The organism is Paenibacillus sp. sgz302191, from assembly GCF_057749925.1.
Map to the genome: position 1 here is coordinate 74563 of NZ_JBYLHY010000030.1, position 23523 is coordinate 98085.

Below are 23523 nucleotides of genomic sequence, written 5' to 3' on the forward strand. Positions count from 1 at the left end.
GTTTGCGGCGAAAAGCCTGCACATTTGCAGGAATATTTCGTTGCCAGCGTTTCAACGAGCAAAAAAACTGCACTTTTGCAGGTTTTCTCCGCAATGCTGGGCAAATGTACCGCTTGCGCTCATTGCTGCTCCACGCTTCTCACCTGAATGCCGCTGTCTATCCGATATCTCCCACTGTCCGGATTGTCGGCCAATTCCTTTAAACGCTGGAATCCGCTTTTTTTCCGGGTCATGAATCGGTAACGCGTTTGTTCTTCATGATCCTGAATTTCGGCAGTTTCTTTAAAGTTTATGTGGCGGATCAGCGTAATGGTTTCAACTTCATCGTCAATAGACAGTTTCAATCCGGTAAACTTTCTCTGTTCTTCAGCAGCCAGCGTGTCGCCGGCCTCCAGCCAAAGCACGAAATCCTGAGTCGCCATATCGAAAGCGAACCGATAGGCGGCAGCATCGTCGTCGTCCCCGAAAAATTCGTAAATGTCCGACGTATACGGGTCTGCAAGGCCGATCGTTTGATCGGTCGAACCGCAATCGACAACGATAATTTCATCGACGATGTCCGCCACCGAAGCCAGGGAAGATTGGATCAGGTGCCCCGCATTTTTCACAATCATGCAAAGGCTGACCGTCATCGGCTGCTTATAAATTAAATGATGAATGTTGTCCCCCCATTTGTCAGATGCCTTTTGCCTGTTTTCCGCAAGCAGCGTACCCAAATTTACGTCTTTCAAAATGTTCATAGTCGCATGTCCGAAATGATGGATATACGAATCCTGCGCAACCAGCAGCGAATAGCCTTGCCGTATAGCTCTCAGGCAAAGATCGTCATCTTCGTAATTTCCCAGGCCGAATCGTTCGTCAAATCCACCGATCTCATCCAGCATGCTGCGCTTCGCAAGCAGACAAAAGCCGATCAAGCGCCGTACTTCCATCCGCCTGCCCTTATTTTCACGGCAATACCGCTCCGAAAATGAATCCAATTCCGTTAAATTGGTATAGGATACGGCAATCTTTTGATGACCGCTCGAATTGTTGGTTACAGGACCTGTCATGCCTACTCGATCACTGCTGTACAAAGCCTGGAGCATATTCTCGAGCCAGTGCTCCGTTACGATCGTATCGTTGTTCAAGAACAGAATTTGATCCCCTGACGATAGTTCCACTCCCTGATTGCAGCCTTTGGCAAAGCCGAGATTTTCGCTGTTTTCGTGAAGAATGATATCCGGCTGGGTTTTTAAATACCCGGTCGTGCCGTCCGTCGATCCGTTATCGACGACAATAATTTCATAATCCTGCGGCGTATGCTTCCGTATGCTCTCCAGACAACAAACCGTCATGGCAAGTTGATTATGCGTCAAGATCACGATGCTCGTTTTCACAGTGTCACCCGTCTTTCCTTATTTCTTTTTGGTACGGTTGATTTCCACGTATTTCTCGCCCAGCAAGTTTTTAAAATAGTTCCGGTTATAGATCATGCTCGGATGGGACGGGTAATATTGGATCGCCAGTTCGTTATGGTAATTGGCCTTTTGATGCTGCCCGAGCCTGTCGTAGCACAAGCAAAGCTGAAGATGCGGCAGCCATGTCGTGGAAGCTGCGTTCGTCATGCTCATGGACTCTTTGGGAACCGGGAGTTGAACGGCCTGCTCGAACCAATGGATCGCCGTTTGATATTGCCCTTTCTCAACCAGCCATGCGCCCAGACGGCAGCACATCTCGGCTCTCGGCTTATCGTACTGCAGCGTTTTGCAAAGGCTTTGAAATTCTTTTTCCTTGTCTCCGAGCTTGCCGCAGCATTCCGCCATTTTCAGACAGGCCCATATGTTGTCTTCGATCCAGCCTTGGCCCGTAGCCAAAAACTTATCATAATAGTCGACAGCCTCTTGATGAAAAGCATGGTCGCGCAGCTCGTTGGCAAAATAATACAGGTCGCGGGGCGAGAACTGCTCGCCTTGCTCCGCCCTCCTGCGGTATATGCGCAAATTGCGGTCCGTATATTGTTTATCTTTTTTATGTGTGATGCAGATGTCGCAGGTGAATATCTGGCCTCCGACCGCCAAATATTCGTGAACCGGGCCGATCCACTGGAATTGGCAATCCCGCCTGACCAGCCTGTTGCGGCGCAAGCTTGATGTTACGTTTCCTTCTTTGTCGAAAGAAAGATTGTAGGGCATCGTTACGCTGTGGTAATCCGCCGGGAGCGTCTTTTTCAGCTCTTTGAAAAGCTCGCGGTCCTTCTCTTCGATCGTATCGTCGGCATCGAGCCATAAAATATACGCTTTCGTCGCTTTGCTGAATGAATAATTGCGCGCTGCGGCAAAATCGTCAATCCATTCGAAGTCGTATATGTTAGCGCCGAATTGCTCGGCCACTTCCTTGGTCCGATCCGTCGATCCCGTATCGACAATGACAATTTCGTCGGCAATCCCCTCCACCGAAGACAGACATTGGTGCAGACTGTTTTCTTCGTTCCGCACAATCATGCACAAGCTGATCGTAATCATCGATAACCTCCCGAAAGTTTTGCGAAACGCAACTTGTCTGAAATGCGCTCAATCGACGGTGTCGATGAGCATGGCCGCCTCCAGCTCTTTCCTGTCGAGCAGAGGCGACATATCTTCGATAGGCCTGTGGACGGCAAGCTTGGGATTGACGGTCGTGGCTATCTCCAGCTTTACCTCTACGAAAACCGGGCCTTCGGCTTCCAACGCGGCTGTGATGACGGACTGCGCATCTTCCATCGTCCGGATCGTCAAAGCCGGAATTCCGTAGGCGTCCGCAATTTTCACCAGATCAGGACAACTGTAGCTGTCAACGGTAGACTGGCGTCGGCCGTCGAAGTACATATCCTGGAACTGCCGAACCATGCCCAGATTGTTGTTGTTCATGACAAACATTTTGACCGGCAGCTTATGTCTGGCGACCGTATCCAGTTCCTGGATGTTGACTTGAGTGCCGCCATCCCCTGCGATCACGACAACCCGGCTGCCCGGAGAAGCTTTGGCCGCGCCGATCGCTGCAGGCAGTGCAAAGCCCATCGCGCCCATGCCGCCGGCGTTCAGCAGCCGCTGGCCTTCCCGCAGCCGGAACGACTGGCTGGCCCACATTTGATGCTGTCCGACATCCAGAACGACGATGTCGCCTTCGCCGCTGCAGGAAGCCAGCAGCTCCATAAAGCGGTTCGGTGCAACCGCTCCTGCCTGCACCGGCGGATCTCCGCTCGGATACTTCGCTCTGTAGCCGGCGATCACGCGGTACCACGGGGCATAGTCGCGCTTCGGCTGCCCTTCCAGCGCTTTGTTCATCCCCGCAAAGAAGCAGCTCACGTCGGCGTGAATGGCCAAATCCGCAGGCACTTTCGCATTCAATTCAGGCGCTTCGATGTCGACATGAATTTTGACGGCAGCGCGCGCAAACGTATCGGGCCGCGTTCCGGTCTGCCGCGTATCCAGCCTGGACCCGAGAATGAGCAGACAATCACAGTTGGCTAAGGCGAGATTGCTGAACCGGTTCCCGTAGGAACCGATCAGCCCGCAGCTTGACGGGTGGGTCCCGGGGAGCGCGTCAAGCCCCATTAACGAATGAACGACGGGAATTCCGGTTCTGTCGACGAACTCGCGGAATTGCGGCACAGCGAGAGACGCTCTGATGCCGCCACCGGCGAGAATGACCGGGCGGCTCGCCCGCTCCAGCAGACGAACCGCCTCCGCTATCGCTTCGCTCCCGCAGGGCTGAACGGAAGCGCTGTACTGTCGGTACTCTTCGCTGTCGAAAAAACTTTCCTGCCGGTCCGGCTCGATTTCCGCGCGCTGGATATTCATCGGCAGGTCCAGCAGCACGGGCCCCGGACGGCCGTGGCCCGCCAAAAATACAGCTTTCTCCAGGTGATAGCGGATGCGCTCAGGGTCAACGACCATTTCCGCATATTTCACGATCGGCTTCACAATGCTGACGATGTCGGTTTCCTGAAAACCGACCTGCCGCAAAGGCTTATCGAACTTGTACTCGTACGTATTGACTTGACCTGTCACAAACAGAGCCGGGACGGAATCGAAATAGCAGCTGCCGATCCCGGTCAGCATATTCAGCGCGCCCGGCCCGCTCGTCGCCATCGCGACGCCGAGCTTTCCGTTCATCCGGGCATAGCCTTCCGCCGCAAAAGCGGCGGCCTGCTCGTGGTGCATCGACACGCAGCATATATCTTTTCTGCCGTACGTCGAATCCAAAAGATGGGCGATCGCTCCGCCGATCATTTCAAATATATGGGCGACTCCTTGCTTGCTAATATGTTCAATGACATAATCGGACAGCTTCACGGCTCACTCCCCTTTCGGAAACGGAATACAGTTCCCGGTTTCCCCGTTCGTATAATCGCGAATTTGCTTCAGACATATGTCCGCTATGTCTCCTTGTTCCCGGTAAACGCGAAACCATTCGACCGTTTTTTCCAGCGCCTGCTCCACGCTCCATATGGGCCGCCAGCCCAACTCATGCCGCGCTTTGGAGCTGTCAAGCTGCAAATTCGCCGCCTCATGGGGATGCTCGCCCTGATCCCATTCATAGAACGACCCAGTTCCCCAAAGCGCTCCAAGCTTCGCTACGACCCATTCCACCGTTTTTACGCTGTCCTCCGCCGGTCCGAAATTCCATGCTCCCGCATATTTCGGTCCCTCTTGTACCATGCGCTGCGCAAGCAGCAAATACCCTTGCAGCGGTTCGAGCACGTGCTGCCACGGGCGTGTGGCAAGCGGGCTCCGCAATTGCAGCCGGTTGTCCGAGAGCAAGGCGCGCATGCAATCGGGGATCAGCCTGTCCTCAGAACCGTCGCCGCCGCCGATGACGTTGCCCGCTCTCGCGGTAGACAGACTGACCCCGTGCGATAAATATCGGTCAGGATGAAAATAGCTGCTGCGGAAGGCGGAAGTCACAAGCTCCGAGCAGGCTTTGCTGTTGGAATACGGGTCAAAGCCCCCTAGCGGGTCGGTTTCCCTGTATCCCCAGTGCCATTCTTTGTTCTCGTAACATTTGTCCGTCGTTACGTTGACCACCGCTTTGATGTCCGTGCCGTCTTCCACTGCGGCTCTGACCGCTTCCAGCAAATAGACGGTTCCGAGGACGTTCGTCTCATACGTTTCCGCCGGCTGCCGGTAAGAGCGCCGGACAAGCGGCTGGGCCGCCATATGAATAACGACCTGAGGCTGCGCCTCCCTGACCGTTCGTTCCAACGCATCGCGGTCGCGAATGTCGGCGATGACCGAGCGCATCCTTTTGTCCAGACCGCTCAAGGCGAACAAATCCGGCGCTCCGCCCGGCTGCAGGGCATATCCGGTTACGTTCGCTCCCCATGCGCTGAGCCATAGGCATAGCCAGCTTCCCTTGAATCCGGTGTGGCCTGTAACGAGCACGTTTTTCCCTTGCCAAAACGCTTCCTGCCGCATGATTTCACCTTTTTCATTTCTTCCAGTATGCTTTTCCCGACTGCCACAATTGCTCCAAATAATGGCGGTCCCGGAGCGTATCCATCGGATGCCAAAACCCCGAATGCTTGTAAGCCATAAGCTGGTTCTCCCGGGCAAGCCGGCGGAGCGGCTCCTGCTCCCACACGGCGGAATCCCCTTCGATCAAGTCGAAAACTTCCGGCTGGAGCACGAAAAAGCCTCCGTTCACCCATCCGCCGTCCCCTTTCGGCTTTTCGTCAAAGCCCGCTACCTCTTGGTCGGCCGCAAGCCGAAGCGCCCCGAAGCGGCCTGTCGGCTGGACGGCCGTCACGGTCGCCCATTTGCCGTGTGCCTGATGGAACTGTACGAGCGAGCCGATATCGATATCGGACAGTCCATCCCCATAGGTCAACATGAACGGCTCCTCGCCGACATATTTCCGGATCCGCCGGATTCTTCCCCCGGTCATTGTATTCAATCCCGTCTCTACCAGCGTGACCTTCCAGGGAGCGAGATACTCGCTGTGGACGATAATGTCGTTGTTGTTCCCGAAATCGAAAGTAACGTCCGTGCCGTGCAAATAATAATGGGCAAAATATTCCTTGATGACGTGCCCTTTATAACCTAGGCAGACGATAAATTCATGGAAACCGTAAGCCGAAAAAATGTTCATGATGTGCCACAGAATCGGCTTATCCCCAATTTCGATCATCGGCTTCGGTTTCAGATGCGTTTCCTCGCTGATTCTTGTGCCGTAGCCTCCCGCCAAAATCACGATTTTTATAAGGAATCCCTCCTCCCGAGCAGCTTGTGGAACACATCCGCAACGTATTGGAGCATTTCCTGAGTCAACCCCGGATAGACGCCGATCCAAAAAGTTCGCTTCATAATGATGTCCGTATTCGCAAGCTCGCCGACGACTCTGTGCGCAATGTGGCGGTACGCCGGCTGGCGCAGCAAATTACCGGCAAACAGCAGCCTCGTGCCGATCCGGTGTTGTTCCAGCGCCTGCACGAGCTGATTGCGCGAAAGCGGAGCGTCCTCCCTTACGGTAATCGGAAAACCGAACCAGCTCGGCTCGCTTCCCGGCGTCGCTTCGGGCAAAATGAGCGCGCTGTCCAGCGGCTTAAGCGCCTCCTGCAAAAAAGCGAAGTTTTGCTTGCGCTTTGCGACAAATTCGGGCAGCTTTTGCAGCTGCGCAGCGCCGATGGCGGCCTGCATATCGGTCACTTTCAGGTTGTAGCCGATATGGCTGTAAGTGTATTTATGGTCGTAGCCTTGCGGCAGATCTCCAAGCTGCCAGCCGAATCTTTTGCCGCAAGTGTTATCCGTACCTGGCTCGCACCAGCAGTCTCGCCCCCAGTCGCGGAAGGACTCGATAATTTTTTTCAGCTTGGGCTGCGACGTCAGCACGGCTCCCCCTTCCCCCATCGTGATATGATGCGCGGGAAAAAAGCTGACTGTCGCCATATCCCCGAACGATCCGGCTTCCCGCCCCTCATAAAGCGAGCCTACCGCATCGCAAGTATCCTCGATCAGCCACAGGCGGTACTTGTCGGCAATCCGTTTCACCTCGTCGATCCGAAACGGATTGCCGAGCGTATGAGCGATCATGATCGCCCTTGTCTTCTCGCTGACGGCGGCCTCCAGCAGACTCGTGTCCACATTGTAGGTGGGAATGTCGACATCCAAAAAAACCGGAACAAGGCCATGCTGGATAACCGGGTTCACCGTCGTCGGGAAACCGGCTGCGACCGTAATGACCTCATCGCCGGGATGAAGCTGTCTTTCGCCGAGCTGGGGGGAAGTGAGCGCGGAAACGGCCAGTAAGTTGGCGCTGGAGCCGGAATTGGTCAGAATCGAGTACCGCCGGTTCATATATGCGGCAAATTCGCGCTCGAACCGTCCGGCATAGCGGCCGGTAGTCAGCCAAAAATCCAACGAGGAGTCGATTAAATACGACAATTCCTGATGATCGAACACTTTTCCGCTGACGGGGATGTAGTCCACTCCGGGTCTGAAGGCTCGCTGCGGCCATTTTTGCGCGAAATAGGCGGCAGAAAGCTGCAGGATTTGATCCCGCAAGTCTTGCTCGGAAGCATTCATGAATCACAAATCCTCCTACCGGCCATATTTTCAATAAAAAGGAATGAAAGAAATGCAGAGGAATACATATTTTACTGTATGTATATGTGATTGGGTGAGAAATAGCTCCGGCTTTTTTCGCGAGGAGGAAAAAATGGCGTTTATCAGTGAAGCATTAGCCTCACGCTTTTACCACTACGGCTCGAACACCTATGTTCAAGAAGGCGGCCAATTCGTATACCCGGAGGATATTTCCATCGGCAATCAAGTGTTCATCCGGTCTCATTACTGGTTCAACATTATTGCCCCGGGCACCCTCCCTTCGCCGAAAATCGTTATCGGCGACGGCTGCCAATGCAATCTCGGACTTATCGTATCCGCCGTTCACCGCATTGAGCTGGAAGACAACGTATTGGTCGGGCCGAACGTCTACATTTCCGATACGGATCATCAATACAGGGAGGTCGGCATTCCGATTCATTCCCAGGGCATCACGTCGACCGAGAATATGGTTGTCATCGGGGAAGGCGCCTGGCTCGGGGCCAATGCCGTCATTGTCGGGAATGTGAGAATCGGCAAAGGCAGCGTCGTTGCGGCGGGCAGTGTCGTCACGTTCGATGTGCCCGATTATTGCGTAGTCGGCGGTGCGCCGGCGCAAATTCTCAAAGTTTACGACCCCGGCTCCGGAGAGTGGGTCCGCGCAAAGACGAAAAAAAAGGCGCAAGAGCTTCTCGACAAACGCCGGAAACTGCCCCTTCTCTCGATCTGCATACCTACCTACAACCGTGCCGGGGATTTGGAAAAGTGTCTGGAATCGATCTATTCACAGATCGGAAATACCGATCTGATCGAGGTCCGCGTCTCCGATAACGCCTCCGATGACGCTACGCCGGAAGTGGCGGCGCGATTCCGCTCCCGGTACGACAATTTTTTCTACGGGCGAAATGCGGATAACATCGGGTCGGACCGCAACATTCTCCATGTGCTGGAACAAGGAACGGGAAAATTTCTGAAAATCCAGGGCGACGACGACTTTTACCAGCCGAAGACGATCATTCCGCTGCTCCATGTGCTTCACACTTACAAGGACTGCTCCGTCATTCATATCGATTTGCTGCGGCCGACCGACCAGGTCGAAGCCGGCAGCGGGCTTTCCGCGTATCTCGCCGCTTCATCCATTTACTCCTCCTTCATTTCCGCTACGATTTTGCGCCGGGAGGATTGGGAAAAAATTGCGGACCGCACGCTGTTTATCGAGTCCTCGTTTAACCAGATTTACTGGCAGTACGCCATGCTGGAGCACAACCCCCGATTTTGCGTCCTTCACCGCAGCATGTTCTCCTACGCAGGCAATGAGCCTGCAGGCTACAACTTTGGCCGTGTGTTCATCGACAGCTACCAGCGCATTTTGCAAAGCTTTGTAGGACGCGGTCTGACCGAGGACGATATTCGCATGGATAAACTACGCGTGCTGCATGCTTTTATTTTGCCCTGGTACCAGCGGTTTGCGGCCAGCGGTGCGCACGACGCGATCGAAGGGTTCGAGCACTACTTCACGGAGCATTACCGGAATGAAAGCTATTTTGAAAATATGTTGAACCAAATACGAATGATCAAAAGCTTGTGATGCAAGCGTGTCGACGGCGAAAGGGACACTATGCAAAAAAACGCTAAACTTCCTTGAATTATCAAGGATGCTTGGCGTTTTTTCATAACGGAATGCGGCCTTGTGAAATCGTGCGCCGCTTATTTCCTCCTTGATAAAATCGCTGTCCCGTGCTAACTTCGAATTATTCGTCAATTTTTGGAGGTGCTTTACTAAGCTTTATGAAAAAAATCGTCATTATGCTGCTCGTTTTCCTGCTAACAGGATGCTCGCAACAAGCTGCCAAGCCCGGCTCAAGCGAAATCCAGTCCATTATCGGGCAGTATCCCGAACTTAAAGATCATGCCTACGTGGCCACAGAAGTGAAGCGTGTCGTTGACGGGGATACGTTTGAAACCAAATCCGGCGAAAAAGTGCGGCTGATCGGAGTCAATACCCCGGAAACCGTGAAACCGAACAGTCCGGTGGAAAAATACGGCAAAGAGGCAAGCGATTTTACGAAGCAAAAATTGTCCGGCAAAACCGTCTATCTCTTTACCGATGCCGGCGATACCGATAAATACGGAAGACTGCTCAGGTACGTATTTATTAAGGGCGAGAAAGAAATGTTCAACGAGACTTTAGTCAAAGAGGGCTATGCGAATGTGATGACGGTGCCGCCGAACGTGCTCTTCTCCAAAAAATTCGTCGGTTTGGAGCGAACGGCGAGGCAAAATAAGAAGGGGCTGTGGCAGGATGAGAAGTAAACTCCCGCTTCTTCCCCTCCTTCTGTTCCGTTAAGCCGTGGAAAAATAGCCTGCCCCGAGGACGGCCAGTACGACGGCCAGCACCGCCGTTCCCGCCGCGATCCCTATCCATGCCCGCCGGCCCGGCGGTTTTTCATACCAATAGGCATAGCGCGCGCGCTTCTCTAATTCTTTCATATGCCGCTCGTAATTTTTCTCTACTTCGTATGGATTCCACATCGCTAATCCCCCTATCCGTTGATTGCGATTGATTTTACCATAGTCATAACTTCCATAGTTATCTATAATAATTGATAGTTTCCATCGAAATTTTTGATCGATAGGAGGGGTTGAAGGATGGATTTAACGGTTTACAAAACCGCGCTTGAAGTAGCCAAATGGCAAAACTTTACGAAAGCCGCCGATATGCTGGGATACGCCCAATCCAGCGTCACCTCGCAAATTCAAAGACTCGAAGCCGATTACGGCATCGAAATGTTTGAGCGGATCGGAAAAAAGATGAAGCCGACTCCCGCCGGCGAGGAACTGCTGCGCTATGCGGCCATGCTGATCAAGCTGTATGAGGAATCCAAAGTTTCTGTTGCGGGCCAAACCTCGGGAAGCTTCGTGATCGGCACGCATGAAACGACCATGTCGTCCTACATATTCCCTCCTTACTTGGGCGCTTTCAAAAAGCTGTATCCGCAAATCAACATTGTCATCAGCGAAGTTGCGGAGAACGACATCTACCGCTCGTTAAAAGCCGGCGAATGCGACCTGGGATTCGTCGTGGACCAGGAGCGCTGCGATCCCGACCTGCACTTTGAATTCGTCAAGGAGGAGGAATTCGTCCTGATCGCGAGCAGCGACCATCCTTTGGCCGGGCGCACCTCGATCCTCCCCCAAGACCTGAACGGCAGCGAGATTCTTATGTCCTACCAGCAGGGCCGGTGCCGGTTGCTGCTTGAAACGATGCTTCGTACGCATCAAGTCAGCTATACGCTGGCCTACGAAATCAACAACTACGAAACCGTGAAAAAATGCGTCATACACGGGCTCGGAATTTCCATCGTGCCGAAGACTACGGTATTGACCGAAATGCAAAACGGGCAGCTGGCGGTATTACCGCTCCACTACCCGAATTTCAAGCTGAACGTACAGCTATGCTATCATGTGAAAAAACAGCTCTCCAAACCGATGAGGGCTTTTATACAATCCATGTGCAGCACTACTCTACCCGGAGAGCCTGCTGCTGGGCCAGCATGCTAAGCTCTGCCGCTTTGAAGGCGTGCTCCTGCGTCATCGCATGTTCAGTGCGATGAATGCAGTCCAGGATCAGCTGTCCGAAATAAGGATAGCCGACCTGGCCCTGCAAGCTGTAATGCTTCTCGCCCTGCCCGTTGACCAAATACAATTGGTCGCCCTTCGGATCGCGGGCTATATCGATATATTTGCGAAGCTCTATATAACCTTCCGTGCCTAAAATAACGGTCCGTCCGTCCCCCCATGTGCCGAGCCCTTGCGGCGTCAGCCAGTCCACGCGAAAATAATGGGTCGCTCCGTTATCCCCGACAAGCGTTGCATCACCGAAGTCTTCCAGCTCAGGATAATCCTTGTTGTTATAATTCCCCACTTTGCTGCTCAGCACCTTGGCATCCTTGCAGCCTGTGAACGATAAAAACTGTTCGACCTGATGGCTGCCGATATCGCAAAGAATGCCGCCGTATTTCTCTCTTTTGAAAAACCAATCCGGCCTGGAAGGGGCATTGAGCCTGTGCGGCCCCAGACCGAGCACTTGGACAACCCGGCCGATGGCGCCTTCCTCGATCAGCTGTCCGGCAAATACCGCGCTTTCCACATGCAGCCGCTCGCTGTAATATACGGCATACTTGAGACCTGTTGCCGCTGTTTTCGCTTTTGCGGCCGCAAGCTGCTCAAGGGTCGTGAACGGAGATTTATCCGTGAAATAATCTTTTCCATGATCCATAACTCTCAGTCCGAGCGCGCACCGTTCCGAAGGCACGGCCGCCCCGGCTACGAGCCTGACTTCCGCATCCTGCAAAATCTCCTGCTCGGAAACGGCGACCCGCACATGCGGATACGTTTTGCAGAAAGCTTGAACTTTCAGCGGATCGGGATCGTAAACCCATTTCAGCTCCGCACCCGCTTCCTGCAGTCCGTTGCTCATCCCGTAAATATGCCCGTGATCGAGACCGATCGCCGCAAACGCGAACTCGCCTTGACCTACGACCGGGCTTGGCTTTCCTTTTGGCGCATAATTCATTCCGTCACTTTTTTGCATCTGTTTTTGCTCCTCCCCGGCTCTCCGGCTAATTTATACGTCAAACGTACGCTGTTCGCCTGTTTGTTTTGCTTTGGATTGCTTGATTTTTTCCTGCAAATGGTGGTAGAACAAATCTTCGTCGATCGGCAGGTCGACCCAGCCGTCGGTCCAGGTGGAGAGCAACATCGCGTTGGACAGCATCAGCCCTTTGATGCCTTCCTCTCCCGGAGCGACAAGCGGTTCGCCGTGCAAAATCGCGTTTACCCAGTTCTGGGTAATCCCTTTGTGTCCGCTTTCCTTGCCCTCGATCGGAATGTCGCACTTCCAGCATTCCGGCTGCCCGAAGCCGCCGCGGTACGTCGCATTGAACTCCCGCTCGGATACGCGGAGCCGCCAGAAAGTGAGCTTGCCCTCTTCGATCACGATTTTGCCGCGGTCCCCCGAAAGCTCGAAGCGGTTCGTTCCAGGAGCTTCGCCCGTCGTCGTGACGAACAGGCCAGTGGCCCCGTTTTCGTATTCCACAAATGCGGTAACGTCGTCTTCGACTTCAATGTCGCGGTGCTTGCCGAAGTAGCAAAAAGCGCGCACCCGCTTCGGCATCATATCGATGGTCCACTGCCACAAATCGAGCTGATGCGGGTCCTGGTTGATCAATACCCCGCCGCCTTCTCCGGCCCAGGTCGCGCGCCAGCCGCCCGAATCGTAATAGCTTTGGGAGCGGTACCAATTCGTAATAATCCAGTTCGTTCTGCGAATCTCGCCGAGCTCGCCGGAGGAAACGAGATCCTTCAGCTTCGTATACAGCGGATTCGTTCTTTGGTTGTACATCATGCTGAATATTTTACCGGAAGACGCAGCCGCTTCATTCATCGCGCGAACTTGTTTCGTGTACACGCCTGCCGGTTTTTCGCAGAGCACGTGAAGCCCTTTTTGAAAAGCGCGGATAGCCACATCCGGGTGATCGAAGTGAGGAGTGGCGATCAACACCCCATCCATAGCGCCCGAAGACAAAAATTCGTCCAGGTTGTCGAACAGCCGAACACCGGCGCCGAGATTTTCCTTGGCCCACTCCAGGCGATCAGGTCTTGTCTCGCAAATAGCCGTAAGCTCAGCGCCCTTTACTTCCTTATTTGCCAAATACTTGGCATGTCCGGTTCCCATGTTGCCAAGACCGATGATGCCGATACGTACTTGTTCCATTCTTCTTTCACCTTCTCATCATAATGGTCACCTAATGAATACGTTATCAATGTAGCATATTTACAGCGGGGCATCTTGTCGCCGATTGACCACCTTATTGCATTCTTTGACAGACCTTGCGAAAGAGGGCAAAAAACAATCCGCACTCCCGAAGGAATGCGGACTGATTGTGCCGGATTACTTTTACTTGGCCCCGACCGGCTGGCGGTTCGAAGAAATGTGGCTCAGCGCCTCGCCAGCCTCATTCTCGAAAATATCGCGGACGGCGAGGTCGCCGATCGCCACGACTCCCACAAGCTCACCGTTCTCTACGACGGGCAGGCGGCGCACCTGTTCTTTCGCCATCAGCTTGGCGGCTTCATCGACTGTCGTGTTCGCATCGATCGTTGCGATACCGTTGGACATCACTTCCTCGACTGCCGCCGAACCCGATCTTTTCTCGGCATAGCCGCGGATAACGAGATCCCGGTCTGTCACAACGCCGATCAGCTTCTTCCCTTCGACAACAGGGATGAAGCCTATATCGTGCTGTTTCATTTTCGTTGCGATCTCAAATACGTTATCCTGCAAAGTAACGGTGACGCAATCTTTCGCCATCAGTTCTTTGATTGTTTTTGCCATAACCGTTATTCCTCCTTCGTAATGTGGACGCAAATCCGCCGCACGGGCGAGCCTGCTTCCATAATATCGTTTGTCGAAAGAGGAAAAACGATTCATTCCATATAATCCAAAGCCATCGACAGCAAAAGCTTCGCGGAAAATAGCATCGACCGTTCATCGATGTCGAATTTCGGATGATGGTGCGGATATACGATTCCGGACTCCGCATTCCCGGCGCCGACAAACATGTAACAGCCAGGCCTGTGCTGCAAATAATAGGAGAAGTCCTCCCCGGCCATAATAAGGGGGGATTCGTGAACCGCCGACTCGCCGTACAAGCCGGTTGCGACTTTGAAAAACCGCTCCGCCTCACGGCTGTCGTTAATGACGGGCGGGTAGCCCATTTTATATTCAAGCTCATACGAAGCTTGGTACATATCGCAAGTGGCGGCTACCGTACGCTCGAAACGGCTTTTCACATCGGCCCGCAGCTCGGCGTTAAACGTCCGCACCGTGCCCTTGAGAGTGCTCGTCTCGGCGATGATATTGAAGCTGCTGCCGCCTTGAAAAGAGCCTATCGTGACGACGCACGGTTCGACCGGGTCTACCTGCCTGCTGACGATCGATTGCAGATTGACGACCAGCTGCGCCCCTGCATGGATGCTGTCAACCGCCTGATGAGGCAAACCGCCGTGCCCGCCCTTGCCTTGAATGCGAAGGACGAATTCGTCCGGCGCAGCCATCATCGGGCCCGCTTTGGCGTACACCTGTCCGACCGGAAACGGGGTCCACAGGTGGACGCCGAATACGGCATCGACGCCTTCCAGCGCACCGTCTTCGATCATCGAGGCAGCCCCGCCCGGAGTCGTTTCTTCCGCATGCTGAAAAAGAAACACCAGATTGCCTTTAAGCTTCTCCCGATAGCGGCTCGCAGCCTTGGCGATCCCGAGCAGTGTCGAAGTATGCGCATCATGGCCGCAGGCATGCATTACACCGTCCACCTTGGAAGCGTACGAGCAGCTTTTTTCATCCTGGATCGGCAGGGCGTCCATATCGGCCCGCAGTGCCACGGTCGGCCCCTGTTGTCCGCCGCGGAGCAGACCGACTACGCCATTGCCGCCAACCTGCGTACGCACTTCGATTCCCCAGCTGTTCAAATGCTGGGCTACAAATTCGGCCGTACGATATTCTTGAAACGAAAGCTCGGGGTTTTGATGCAAATACCGTCTCCACCCTACCATTTCTTCATAACCTTCCTGTAACCCGGCAAACATTTCTTTCATATGGGAATCCTCCGCTCATCCTAAGGCATCTGTTTGTTAAGTTATCCGTCTCTTTGTCCCTTATTCTATCAAATATAGCTCTGCGTTTCATCTGCAAACTGACAAGTTCGTTCAGATCAAGCCGGCCGCCCTGCACACTGTTCACTTGCAGAACTTTTGGAAACATACTATCATGAATAAAGAGTGCATACATACAATTTGGAGGCGTTAACCGTGATTATTGAAGCAACCGGCCTAAAAGGCTTGAAGAGCGATCTGGCTCATCTCGATGAAGTAACGGCCAAACTCGGATTTGTTCGTTGGCAGTGGGAATATACCCGCGCGACCTATGATCTTAAAATTGAAGATAAACCTGGAAACGCCGTTTATTTCCTGCGCGTGAACGCACGGGTGGAATCCGGCAAACTTGAATCCCCTTACGCGGTGCTGTATTTGGAAGATGCCTATGCAGGACGGGAAACGTTCCCTCACGGCCTGGATTACAATTCACCTATTCCGGACGCTGTGAATAAAGTGATCAAGCAAAAATTAGAGCAGTTGAAGCAGCTGTTGGCCGACTAAGCGGGGAGACCGTATGAATTCCCCGCGCAGAGGAACGCCGGACTTTCTGCTGCTTTTTTTAACGCTGGCTCTCGTCTGCTTCGGACTTGCCATGGTATTCAGCGCCAGTTCCGCAACAAGCGCTTTTAAATGGGGCGATCCGTGGGCCATTACGAAAAAACAGCTGCTCGCCGCAGCCTTGGGCGGCGGAGCCATGCTGATGTGCATGAACATCCACTATTCCAAATTCAAGAAGCTCGTCATTCCTGCATTTTTCATCGTTGTCGTAGCGCTGATTTTCGTTATTTTCACACCCAATGCCAACGGCGCCAGCAGTTGGTACAATATCGGCAATTACGGCATCCAGCCTACGGAGTTCGCCAAATTGACCGTCATTCTTTATTTGGCTACCCTGATCAGCAATAAGGAAGAGAAATTTCGCGATTTCAAAAGAGGGCTGCTTCCCGCCCTGCTCATTGTCGGATTCGTGAGCTTTCTCATTATGCGCCAGCCCGACCTGGGCTCCTGCATGATTCTTCTGGCTTGCTCGGCCATCGTCATCTTCGTAGGCGGGTCTAATCTCAAGCATGTTTTTGCGCTGGGGACAGGTCTCGTTGCGATCGCCGCGATGGTCATCGGCCTTTCCGTCATGAACAAATCGGCGGCTGCCGGCGGCGAAGGATATCGGATAAGCCGTCTGAAATCTTTTCTCGATCCTTGGGCGGATCATTCCGATACCGGGTATCAGGTGATTCAATCCTTATACGCCTTTGGCCACGGCGGGCTGGCAGGCGCAGGATTCGGTCAAGGCATCCAGAAGCTGCACTATTTGCCGGAAGCCCACAACGACTTTATTTTCGCTATTATCGGAGAAGAGCTTGGTTTCATCGGCAGCGCCATGTATATTCTCGTCTTCCTGCTGTTTATATGGAGAGGCATCCTCGTTGCCGTTCGCAGTCCGGATTTGTTTGGCATGCTGGCCGGAGTCGGCATTATGGGCATGTTCGCATTCCAGGCCGCTATCAACATAGGCGGGGTGACAAGCACGATTCCGCTGACCGGGGTGACGCTGCCCTTCATTTCTGCCGGCGGCTCCTCCCTGATCGTTTGTCTCATCAGCATGGGCATCCTGCTCAGCATATCGCGAGAACAAGCGCGCAAGCCCGATGCACCGGCAAAAAAAAGACCCTGACCGAAACTCGATTCGGTGGGGTCTTCCTTTTTTTATTTGACGCGATGAGGATCATCGATTTCTTTCTCTTCTTCTTTGAAGGCAACGCCTTCCACTTTTACATTCACTTCCACGACAGAAAGTCCCGTCATATTCTCAACCGCTTCTCTCACATTTTCCTGAAGATCCCGGCATACATCCTGAATGCGGGAGCCATAATTCACAATCACTCTGAGATCGATGGCGGCTTCTACTTGTCCGACCTCGACGGAAACGCCCTTTTGCACGTTTTTACCGCTCAAGCGTTTTGCCAATCCTTCCGAAATGCCCCCTGACATGCCTGCAATTCCTGGTGTTTCCAGAGCGGCAAGTCCTGCAATTGTCGATACTACGTCATCGGAAATACGAATTAAGCCAGTTTGGTTGTCTTCGGACATACGGATCACTCCCCTTGCTTGATATAAATCTATTGTAATAAGTTCAAAAGACGAAAGCAAGAACAGCACAACTCTGTAAAACTGAATTTACTTTGCATTCAAAAATCGGTATAGTAAAATAAGTTCAAATATAGATTTGTCATTTTTTCACAGTCGGAGGGTTCGTATTGAAAGGGAAACTGTTTTATGGCGGTCTCATCGCAACTTTCGCCTTAAGCGCGGCAGCCCACTTTTTGCATGTTAACCAAACCGTGCAATTTGTCATTTCCGCCATTGCGGTTATTTTTGTGGCCGGATTTTTGGGTAAAGCGACAGAGAGCGTAGCGCACTACGCCGGCGAAAGGATGGGCGGATTTTTAAACGCGACATTCGGCAATGCAGCCGAACTGATCATTGCCATCTTTTTGGTCAAAGACGGGCTGTTCGATGTCGTAAAAGCCAGTTTGACCGGCTCCATTATCGGCAATCTGCTGCTCGTGCTCGGGCTGAGCGTCTTTGCCGGGGGGCTTAAATTCAAAGAGCAGTCATTCAACGTGAAGCTCGCGTCGCACAACTCGTCCCTGATGCTGCTTGGGGTTATCGCCTTGTTCATTCCGGCGGTATTTGCCGGCAGCCTTACTACCAAAGAGACGTCTTCGATGAGCATGATCGTCGCTATTTTGCTGGTGGCCGCCTATCTGCTGTGGCTTCTGTTCTCCATGGTTACGCACAAGAACATACTGTCCGATGAAGCCGTCGAACATGGCGAGCCCGCCTGGTCGAAAAACACATCGATCGTCTTTCTGATTTTGGCGACCGCCATGGTGGCGTTTACAAGCGAATGGCTGGTCGGCACGCTCGAAGAGGTGACCCATAAGTTCGGATTATCCGAACTGTTTGTCGGCGCCTTCCTTATTGCCATTATCGGCAATGCGGCGGAGCACAGCGCTGCGGTAATGATGGCGTTGAAAAACAAAATGGGCGCAGCTGTTGAAATAGCGATCGGCAGCTCCCTGCAAATCGCTTTGTTCGTAGCTCCCGTCCTCGTGCTCGTCAGCTTCTTTATTGGCGGCACGCCTATGAACATCGTATTCTCCAATTACGAGCTTGCGGCGATTGCAGTAGCCGTCTTTATTACGAAGTCGATTTCGCAGGACGGCTCCACCAACTGGTATGAAGGGCTGCTGCTGCTCGTCGTCTACATCATCCTTGGTGTCGTCTTCTACCTTGTTTAGAACAAAAAAAGTAACCCTTTATCGGGTTACTTTTTGGCATTTAGCGCTTCATATAGCTGTGCAAGATTGCGTTCGAGCTTGCTGAGAATATCTTTGCCCGCAGCTTCGGAAATAAGTCCGGCCCGAATGGCAAAGTCCACTTCTCTGGACAGTCCGTACATCTGCGTATCCAGCACCTCTTCGTACAACGGGCATTGACGTGTCGTCAAATTTTCCATCTGTACTTCGATCAGCTTTTCGATTTTATTGGCATCTTCTTGCAGAAGACTGAGCGCTTTTTGATTCAAATTAACCAGTAGATCAGATGAAGACATCTCACTTCCCCCTCGTACGCAAAGTCATCCGTCCTTATATGATTATGATAAGCGATATCGCTTCAATATACAAGAGAAGGTACCCTCAGAGATTCTGAGAATACCTTCTTGCGCTCGCTTATTAGTCTTCAATAATGTTGACGCCCAGGTTATGTTTGGAGAAAACGTCAGCCATAGCCTTCTTCGCTTCATCCGCATCCGGACCGTGCACGTGGAGATCATAATTGCTGGAGCTAAGCAGAGTTGTAAACAATCCCAGAATGCTTTTCACATCGATATACTTATTATCGTACTGCAGAACGATAGACGATCTGAATTTGTTGGCGGTTTGGGAAATTTCAACGATAGCGGCATTATTTGCACTTGGCATGTTACATTCCTCCATTTTTCACTAAAAATCGGTCGCTTGCTTCCTCTATGATAACTTGGAAAGGCGTGAAAGCGCAACAAAAAATTTTCCTGCTTTATCCTTGACCGGCTTTACTTTCGATTCGATGTAAGCATTTTCTTGACCCAGTTTCCGGCGAGCATCAGCAATATGAAAACGACGACAAGCAGCATCAGTCTGCCTTTATATTTGCGGAAGTGAAACAGATCGTGGGCAATCATCGATTCCAAAAACACGATGGGCAATTTGCCCAGCAAAGTTCCGTAAAAGAACTGCGAGAACGGCATCCGCGTAAGCCCTGCGGCGAAATTGATCGCCGATGAAGGCACAACCGGAATCAGCCTTCCGATCAACACATAAAAAAAGCCCTGCTTCTCCATGCGCCGGCTGAACTGCATGGCTGCCGGAAAACGCTGCAAGCGCTTTTCCACCCACTCATGGCCGTAATACCTGGCGAAATAAAATGAAACCACCGCCCCGATACACGACATCACATAATTGACGACAAAGCCCCATTTGATTCCGAAAATGACGACATTCGCGCCGGCCACGAGCACAAAAGGAACAAAGGGAAAAAACGTTTGAACGAGTACAAGCAGCATGCCGAGCAGTTGGCCGTAGATGCCAAGCGATCTTAAGTGCTCGGAAAGCTCCTGCATGTTGCTGTGCAGCAATTTGCCTCCGGTATGCGTAAAAAAGAAAAAGTAGACCAGACCTGCGACCAATGCCAGTCCGATTCCGATTTGCAAAAGCCGTTTTCTCTTTAATATCGGCAAATTTCGACCACCCTCTCCTCAGTTCCAACTATTGTATCATGTTCGCACGGGATCAGAAAGCGGGAACCGGGATGACGGTTCGGCCTGTTCGCGAACACCGCTCCCTGCCATCCGAAGCCGTTATCGTCCTAATTGAAGTTTTCCCCAACAAAGCCAAACTATGACAAACGGATGCAGCAATTGAAAAAACACCCGTCCTATTCCAGGACAAGTGCTTCTGCCGCTAGCCTATCTGAATCTGGTTGCGTCCGTTATGTTTGGCCTGGTACAACGCCATATCCGCCCGGTAAAAGAGCGACTCGACGCTGATTTTGTCCTCTTCCCAGTTCCAATCCGATACGCCGCAGGATACGGTTACGCCCGGACTTGTTTCCTGCGAAACCCTGACGCGAATGCGTTCCGCAATGCGCACGGTCTGTTCCTTGGCCACTTGAGGCAAGTATACGGCCAACTCCTCGCCGCCCCATCTGGCGGCAATATCGCTGTCACGGATGCTGCTTTTGATAATATGGCTGACCTGGATCAAAATTTTATCTCCGACCTGGTGCCCGTATGTATCGTTGACTTTTTTGAAATTGTCGATATCGACAACGATCAGAGAGCCGCAAAAATCTTTCTTTTGCATCAAATTGGCCTGCTCGTCCAAATAATGGCGCACATACAGTCCGGTTAAATTGTCCGTGATCACCATCCGCCTCACTTCGGCGTGCAAAGAAGCGTTGCTCATCGCCAGTCCGATATGGCCGGAAAGCACCTGCAACAGCTTGTAATTTTCGTACGAGAAAAAGTTCGGCTTGCGGTGAACGACAAGAATGACGCCGACGACCTCCCCGTTTACGAGAATCGGCGAACCGATGAGAGACCGCGAGCGGCTCATCTCCATCAGCTTGGATTCCACTTTCGAATTCATCCAGTAATCGGAAATGATGACCGGCTCTTTCGTCGTGCAGATGAGGCCGGAAAAGCCTTGATCCAGCGAAAACGTTTCGTGGAAAATCGACGGCAGGTTGCTGGCCTGCACGACCAATTTTCCCGCTTCCTTGTCCGTCTGCAAAATACAGCTGTAATCGGCGTTAAATATCGTCAGCAGCTCGCTTGAAGCGAAGCTGAAAATTTCGCTCAGACGCAAGCTCTGGTTCAGCCGCTTCGTAATTTCATTAATTAACCGAAGTTCATTTATGAGCACGTTGGACTGCTCGTACAGCTTCGCATTCTCAAATGCGGAACCGGCCGTATCGGCCAGCACGGAAATAAACCGCAGGTCGGAGGAATGAATCAAGTCGTGCTCGGAGTGCAGGTGCAGCACGCCGTACACGCCCTGTTTGCCTGACAGCGGGACGGCAATATCGCCGCAGCTCGGCCCTTCGTCTCCGGAAACCGGCTCGAAAATGATGTGCCCTTCCATAAAAGCCTTGGTGTTGATATCGTCGTCCAGATTTTGAAAATTGAGCGGCTTCACCGGCAATCCCGTATTATGGCTGTCCTGGGAAAGCAGCAGATCCACTTCGATGTTGGGATACACGCTGTGCAGACTCGCGATGACTTCCGCTAAAACGGAGTCGACATCGATCTTGGCATGCAGTTTCTTGGAAGCTTCGAACAAAACTTGCTGCTTCTTCGATTCCCGTTCATTGTGCTGATTGTGGCGCTGCAGCAGCTCGTACTTGCGCCGCTCAATCAGCAACTGGGCGCTGCTTTTCAAAGATACGACGATCATATAAAGCAGCTGCACCAGATCCTGCGCCTCGCTCACAGCGGCGGAAAACAACCCGAGGTAGCCGAGCGGATGGCCCTGCTCATTCACAATCGGCAAGGAAACGCCGGCCACCGGTTGCAGAGCGCGGGATTCCATTTCTCCTCCGTTCATCCTGCACAGCGTCCGCAGCGCGGCGCTTCTGGCGAACGGGTTATCCCCCTGCTCGGCTACGGTCCACGACTTGGCGGAACGGATCCGGCCCATTTCCCCGGCCGTCTTGCCGGAGCAGGAATCGAGCGCGCCCAAAAGCGAATCCGTTAAAATCAACAGCGTCTCCGGAGGCAGCATCTCCGGCGCGTTCTGGCTTTTCCAGCCGGCAAAAGCCTGCTGCATGAACGGCATGTCTTGCGCCATATTTGAAGCATCATTGGAGAGAAGCAGCCCTTGACGAAGCAACTCTTCGAAGTGACCGGCAATCATATATTGACTCTGACTACGAAGTAGTTCACTCATAGGCTTCTCCTTTGACGACTGATTATGTCTTACTCTGCAGCGATATGTTTACTTCATTTATCATACTATGTTTCTATGTGTATTGCACGAGTTTTTCAATCGGCTTCGATAGCGTGCGGTAGAATTCAGCTTGACACTCGGTCATGTTTTTTATAAAATTAGAAGTCGAGTACAAACATGATTGCGGTGAATGCCATTTGTGATCACCCTCACTGATTTTGCTCCTGTCAAGACAGCGGCTGAACTATTCTTGCCAGGGAGTCCCCTTATTTTACGACTCGTAAGCAAAACCAGGCACGTGTCTTCACCCGGACATCTAAGACGCATCTACTAACTATATGTGAAAAGAAGGAGTTTTTCCTAACATGGCACGTTATACAGGCCCTAAATTTAAATTAAGCCGCCGCCTTGGCATTTCCCTGAGCGGTACAGGCAAAGAATTGAAACGCCCTTTCCCTCCGGGCCAACACGGTCCAGGACAACGTAAAAAGCTGAGCGGCTACGGCGTTCAACTTCAAGAGAAACAAAAACTTCGCCATATGTACGGCTTGAACGAAAAACAATTCCGCAACCTGTTCGACAAAGCTTCCAAGCTGCAAGGTATCGCGGGTGAAAACTTCATGATCCTGCTGGAAAGCCGTCTGGACAACCTGGTATATCGCCTTGGCCTGTCCAACTCCCGCGCGGGCGCTCGTCAATTGGTCGCTCACGGACACGTAACTGTGAACGGCAAAAAAGTAGATATTCCTTCTTACATCGTATCTACTGGCGACGTAATCGGCCTTCGCGAAAGAAGCAGAAACCTTTCCGCAGTGAAAGAAGCTCTTGCTAACCGCAACTACCTGCCTACTTATCTCGAATTCAGCGAGAACGCTATGGAAGGCAAGTACATCCGTTTGCCTGAGCGCTCCGAGCTTCCGCAAGAAATTGACGAGAAACAAATCGTCGAGTTCTACAGCCGTTAATAAAATTGACGCGCAAGATACTACGATAAAAAGCCCGAATACCCCTGTTTATCAGCGGTTCCGGGCTTTTTTCATTTAATCAATAATGCAAGTTAATGCACTAAAATGCACCCATTTGGGGCTAAATGGGGCTTGGTTTGGGGCTAAAACTAATGTGGGTAGACGCTCTTATATTTCCAAGCACCTGTTAAAATGAAGACGCCTGACGAGTCCGCCGCGGAGCGGACGAAACTCTCCGCCTACCTGACGGAGAGTCGCGGATATCCGCTACGAGGGAGCGCGCAACTC

The 23523-nt window shown here is 52.4% G+C and carries 23 protein-coding genes; 7 read left to right on the forward strand and 16 right to left on the reverse strand.

What is annotated here, in order from left to right; genetic code table 11:
* Positions 1 to 119: 119 nt before the first annotated feature.
* Genes AC3G2T_RS31160 through rfbH form a run of 6 tightly spaced genes read right to left on the reverse strand, consistent with a single transcriptional unit; the run spans position 120 to position 7544 of the window.
* Positions 120 to 1379, reverse strand: a complete 1260-nt coding sequence (locus AC3G2T_RS31160; RefSeq protein ID WP_488437936.1) for a glycosyltransferase family 2 protein — start codon at positions 1377 to 1379, stop codon at positions 120 to 122.
* Positions 1380 to 1397: 18 nt separating this feature from the next.
* Positions 1398 to 2504 (reverse strand): glycosyltransferase family 2 protein, encoded by a 1107-nt coding sequence (locus tag AC3G2T_RS31165; protein WP_488437937.1) that lies wholly within the window; start codon positions 2502 to 2504, stop codon positions 1398 to 1400.
* 48 nt (positions 2505 to 2552) lie between these two features.
* Positions 2553 to 4316, reverse strand: coding sequence for a thiamine pyrophosphate-binding protein (locus AC3G2T_RS31170; protein ID WP_488437938.1), 1764 nt, complete (start codon positions 4314 to 4316; stop codon positions 2553 to 2555).
* Between the two features lie 3 nt (positions 4317 to 4319).
* Positions 4320 to 5438 carry a CDP-glucose 4,6-dehydratase gene (gene rfbG / locus AC3G2T_RS31175; protein WP_488437939.1) on the reverse strand — a complete coding sequence of 373 codons (1119 nt, stop codon included), beginning with the start codon at positions 5436 to 5438 and terminating at the stop codon, positions 4320 to 4322.
* A 13-nt stretch (positions 5439 to 5451) separates the two neighbouring features.
* On the reverse strand, positions 5452 to 6222 hold the full coding sequence (gene rfbF / locus AC3G2T_RS31180) for a glucose-1-phosphate cytidylyltransferase (RefSeq protein WP_488437958.1): 771 nt from the start codon (positions 6220 to 6222) through the stop codon (positions 5452 to 5454).
* Positions 6219 to 7544 (reverse strand): lipopolysaccharide biosynthesis protein RfbH, encoded by a 1326-nt coding sequence (gene rfbH / locus AC3G2T_RS31185; RefSeq protein ID WP_488437940.1) that lies wholly within the window; start codon positions 7542 to 7544, stop codon positions 6219 to 6221. The genes rfbF and rfbH overlap by 4 nt, the downstream gene beginning before the upstream one ends.
* Before the next feature lie 133 nt (positions 7545 to 7677).
* Here rfbH and AC3G2T_RS31190 point away from each other — a divergent pair, with 133 nt between their 5' ends.
* Entirely contained in the window at positions 7678 to 9150 is a 1473-nt protein-coding gene (locus tag AC3G2T_RS31190) for a glycosyltransferase (RefSeq protein ID WP_488437941.1), read from the forward strand.
* Between the two features lie 200 nt (positions 9151 to 9350).
* Positions 9351 to 9875: a thermonuclease family protein gene (locus AC3G2T_RS31195; protein WP_474684958.1), complete on the forward strand. Its 525-nt coding sequence runs from the start codon at positions 9351 to 9353 to the stop codon at positions 9873 to 9875.
* Positions 9876 to 9905: 30 nt separating this feature from the next.
* On the opposite strand, the gene AC3G2T_RS31200 is transcribed toward AC3G2T_RS31195, so the two are convergent.
* Positions 9906 to 10094, reverse strand: coding sequence for a hypothetical protein (locus tag AC3G2T_RS31200; RefSeq protein WP_474684957.1), 189 nt, complete (start codon positions 10092 to 10094; stop codon positions 9906 to 9908).
* Between the two features lie 117 nt (positions 10095 to 10211).
* On the opposite strand from AC3G2T_RS31200, the gene AC3G2T_RS31205 reads away from it, so the two are divergent.
* Positions 10212 to 11123, forward strand: coding sequence for a LysR family transcriptional regulator (locus tag AC3G2T_RS31205; RefSeq protein WP_488437942.1), 912 nt, complete (start codon positions 10212 to 10214; stop codon positions 11121 to 11123).
* Here the strand turns inward: AC3G2T_RS31205 and AC3G2T_RS31210 are convergent.
* From AC3G2T_RS31210 to AC3G2T_RS31225, 4 genes are all read right to left on the reverse strand, one after another.
* Positions 11083 to 12156: a Gfo/Idh/MocA family protein gene (locus AC3G2T_RS31210; RefSeq protein WP_488437943.1), complete on the reverse strand. Its 1074-nt coding sequence runs from the start codon at positions 12154 to 12156 to the stop codon at positions 11083 to 11085. The genes AC3G2T_RS31205 and AC3G2T_RS31210 overlap by 41 nt on opposite strands.
* A gap of 33 nt (positions 12157 to 12189) precedes the next feature.
* The gene (locus tag AC3G2T_RS31215) at positions 12190 to 13338 is read right to left on the reverse strand and encodes a Gfo/Idh/MocA family protein (RefSeq protein ID WP_474684954.1); all 1149 of its coding nucleotides are present in this window, start codon (positions 13336 to 13338) and stop codon (positions 12190 to 12192) included.
* A 183-nt stretch (positions 13339 to 13521) separates the two neighbouring features.
* A complete protein-coding gene (locus tag AC3G2T_RS31220; RefSeq protein ID WP_474684953.1) occupies positions 13522 to 13959 on the reverse strand; it encodes a CBS domain-containing protein in 438 nt (145 codons plus the stop codon).
* A 92-nt stretch (positions 13960 to 14051) separates the two neighbouring features.
* Positions 14052 to 15221: a M20 family metallopeptidase gene (locus AC3G2T_RS31225; RefSeq protein ID WP_488437944.1), complete on the reverse strand. Its 1170-nt coding sequence runs from the start codon at positions 15219 to 15221 to the stop codon at positions 14052 to 14054.
* A 213-nt stretch (positions 15222 to 15434) separates the two neighbouring features.
* On the opposite strand from AC3G2T_RS31225, the gene AC3G2T_RS31230 reads away from it, so the two are divergent.
* Positions 15435 to 15782, forward strand: a complete 348-nt coding sequence (locus tag AC3G2T_RS31230) for a YugN family protein (RefSeq protein ID WP_474684951.1) — start codon at positions 15435 to 15437, stop codon at positions 15780 to 15782.
* Between the two features lie 13 nt (positions 15783 to 15795).
* Entirely contained in the window at positions 15796 to 16953 is a 1158-nt protein-coding gene (gene ftsW / locus AC3G2T_RS31235; RefSeq protein ID WP_474684950.1) for a putative lipid II flippase FtsW, read from the forward strand.
* 32 nt (positions 16954 to 16985) lie between these two features.
* On the opposite strand, the gene AC3G2T_RS31240 is transcribed toward ftsW, so the two are convergent.
* A complete protein-coding gene (locus tag AC3G2T_RS31240) occupies positions 16986 to 17369 on the reverse strand; it encodes an Asp23/Gls24 family envelope stress response protein (RefSeq protein WP_474684949.1) in 384 nt (127 codons plus the stop codon).
* Between the two features lie 167 nt (positions 17370 to 17536).
* Here AC3G2T_RS31240 and cax point away from each other — a divergent pair, with 167 nt between their 5' ends.
* Positions 17537 to 18583, forward strand: coding sequence for a calcium/proton exchanger (gene cax, locus AC3G2T_RS31245; protein WP_474684948.1), 1047 nt, complete (start codon positions 17537 to 17539; stop codon positions 18581 to 18583).
* Positions 18584 to 18609: 26 nt separating this feature from the next.
* Here the strand turns inward: cax and AC3G2T_RS31250 are convergent, their stop codons facing one another.
* From AC3G2T_RS31250 to AC3G2T_RS31265, 4 genes are all read right to left on the reverse strand, one after another.
* Complete coding sequence (locus tag AC3G2T_RS31250; RefSeq protein ID WP_474684947.1) at positions 18610 to 18897, reverse strand: Fpa/YlaN family protein; 288 nt, start codon at positions 18895 to 18897, stop codon at positions 18610 to 18612.
* A 121-nt stretch (positions 18898 to 19018) separates the two neighbouring features.
* Complete coding sequence (locus tag AC3G2T_RS31255) at positions 19019 to 19267, reverse strand: HPr family phosphocarrier protein (RefSeq protein WP_474684946.1); 249 nt, start codon at positions 19265 to 19267, stop codon at positions 19019 to 19021.
* Between the two features lie 110 nt (positions 19268 to 19377).
* Complete coding sequence (locus AC3G2T_RS31260; RefSeq protein ID WP_474684945.1) at positions 19378 to 20061, reverse strand: TVP38/TMEM64 family protein; 684 nt, start codon at positions 20059 to 20061, stop codon at positions 19378 to 19380.
* A 223-nt stretch (positions 20062 to 20284) separates the two neighbouring features.
* On the reverse strand, positions 20285 to 22270 hold the full coding sequence (locus AC3G2T_RS31265) for a sensor domain-containing diguanylate cyclase (protein WP_474684944.1): 1986 nt from the start codon (positions 22268 to 22270) through the stop codon (positions 20285 to 20287).
* Between the two features lie 365 nt (positions 22271 to 22635).
* On the opposite strand from AC3G2T_RS31265, the gene rpsD reads away from it, so the two are divergent.
* Entirely contained in the window at positions 22636 to 23235 is a 600-nt protein-coding gene (gene rpsD, locus AC3G2T_RS31270) for a 30S ribosomal protein S4 (protein ID WP_474684943.1), read from the forward strand.
* The last annotated feature ends 288 nt before the right edge of the window (positions 23236 to 23523 follow it).

Excerpts from the sequence above, each read along its gene's own strand:
- AC3G2T_RS31255 (WP_474684946.1), bottom strand. The coding sequence starts at position 19,267 with ATGCCAAGTGCAAATAATGCCGCTATCGTTGAAATTTCCCAAACCGCC.
- ftsW (WP_474684950.1), top strand. The coding sequence starts at position 15,796 with ATGAATTCCCCGCGCAGAGGAACGCCGGACTTTCTGCTGCTTTTTTTA.
- AC3G2T_RS31225 (WP_488437944.1), bottom strand. The coding sequence starts at position 15,221 with ATGAAAGAAATGTTTGCCGGGTTACAGGAAGGTTATGAAGAAATGGTA.
- AC3G2T_RS31265 (WP_474684944.1), bottom strand. The coding sequence starts at position 22,270 with ATGAGTGAACTACTTCGTAGTCAGAGTCAATATATGATTGCCGGTCAC.
- AC3G2T_RS31205 (WP_488437942.1), top strand. The coding sequence starts at position 10,212 with ATGGATTTAACGGTTTACAAAACCGCGCTTGAAGTAGCCAAATGGCAA.
- AC3G2T_RS31210 (WP_488437943.1), bottom strand. The coding sequence starts at position 12,156 with ATGCAAAAAAGTGACGGAATGAATTATGCGCCAAAAGGAAAGCCAAGC.
- AC3G2T_RS31240 (WP_474684949.1), bottom strand. The coding sequence starts at position 17,369 with ATGTCCGAAGACAACCAAACTGGCTTAATTCGTATTTCCGATGACGTA.
- AC3G2T_RS31220 (WP_474684953.1), bottom strand. The coding sequence starts at position 13,959 with ATGGCAAAAACAATCAAAGAACTGATGGCGAAAGATTGCGTCACCGTT.
- rpsD (WP_474684943.1), top strand. The coding sequence starts at position 22,636 with ATGGCACGTTATACAGGCCCTAAATTTAAATTAAGCCGCCGCCTTGGC.
- AC3G2T_RS31195 (WP_474684958.1), top strand. The coding sequence starts at position 9,351 with ATGAAAAAAATCGTCATTATGCTGCTCGTTTTCCTGCTAACAGGATGC.
- AC3G2T_RS31215 (WP_474684954.1), bottom strand. The coding sequence starts at position 13,338 with ATGGAACAAGTACGTATCGGCATCATCGGTCTTGGCAACATGGGAACC.
- rfbG (WP_488437939.1), bottom strand. The coding sequence starts at position 5,438 with ATGCGGCAGGAAGCGTTTTGGCAAGGGAAAAACGTGCTCGTTACAGGC.
- AC3G2T_RS31165 (WP_488437937.1), bottom strand. The coding sequence starts at position 2,504 with ATGATTACGATCAGCTTGTGCATGATTGTGCGGAACGAAGAAAACAGT.
- rfbH (WP_488437940.1), bottom strand. The coding sequence starts at position 7,544 with ATGAATGCTTCCGAGCAAGACTTGCGGGATCAAATCCTGCAGCTTTCT.
- AC3G2T_RS31250 (WP_474684947.1), bottom strand. The coding sequence starts at position 18,897 with ATGTCTTCATCTGATCTACTGGTTAATTTGAATCAAAAAGCGCTCAGT.
- AC3G2T_RS31190 (WP_488437941.1), top strand. The coding sequence starts at position 7,678 with ATGGCGTTTATCAGTGAAGCATTAGCCTCACGCTTTTACCACTACGGC.
- AC3G2T_RS31200 (WP_474684957.1), bottom strand. The coding sequence starts at position 10,094 with ATGTGGAATCCATACGAAGTAGAGAAAAATTACGAGCGGCATATGAAA.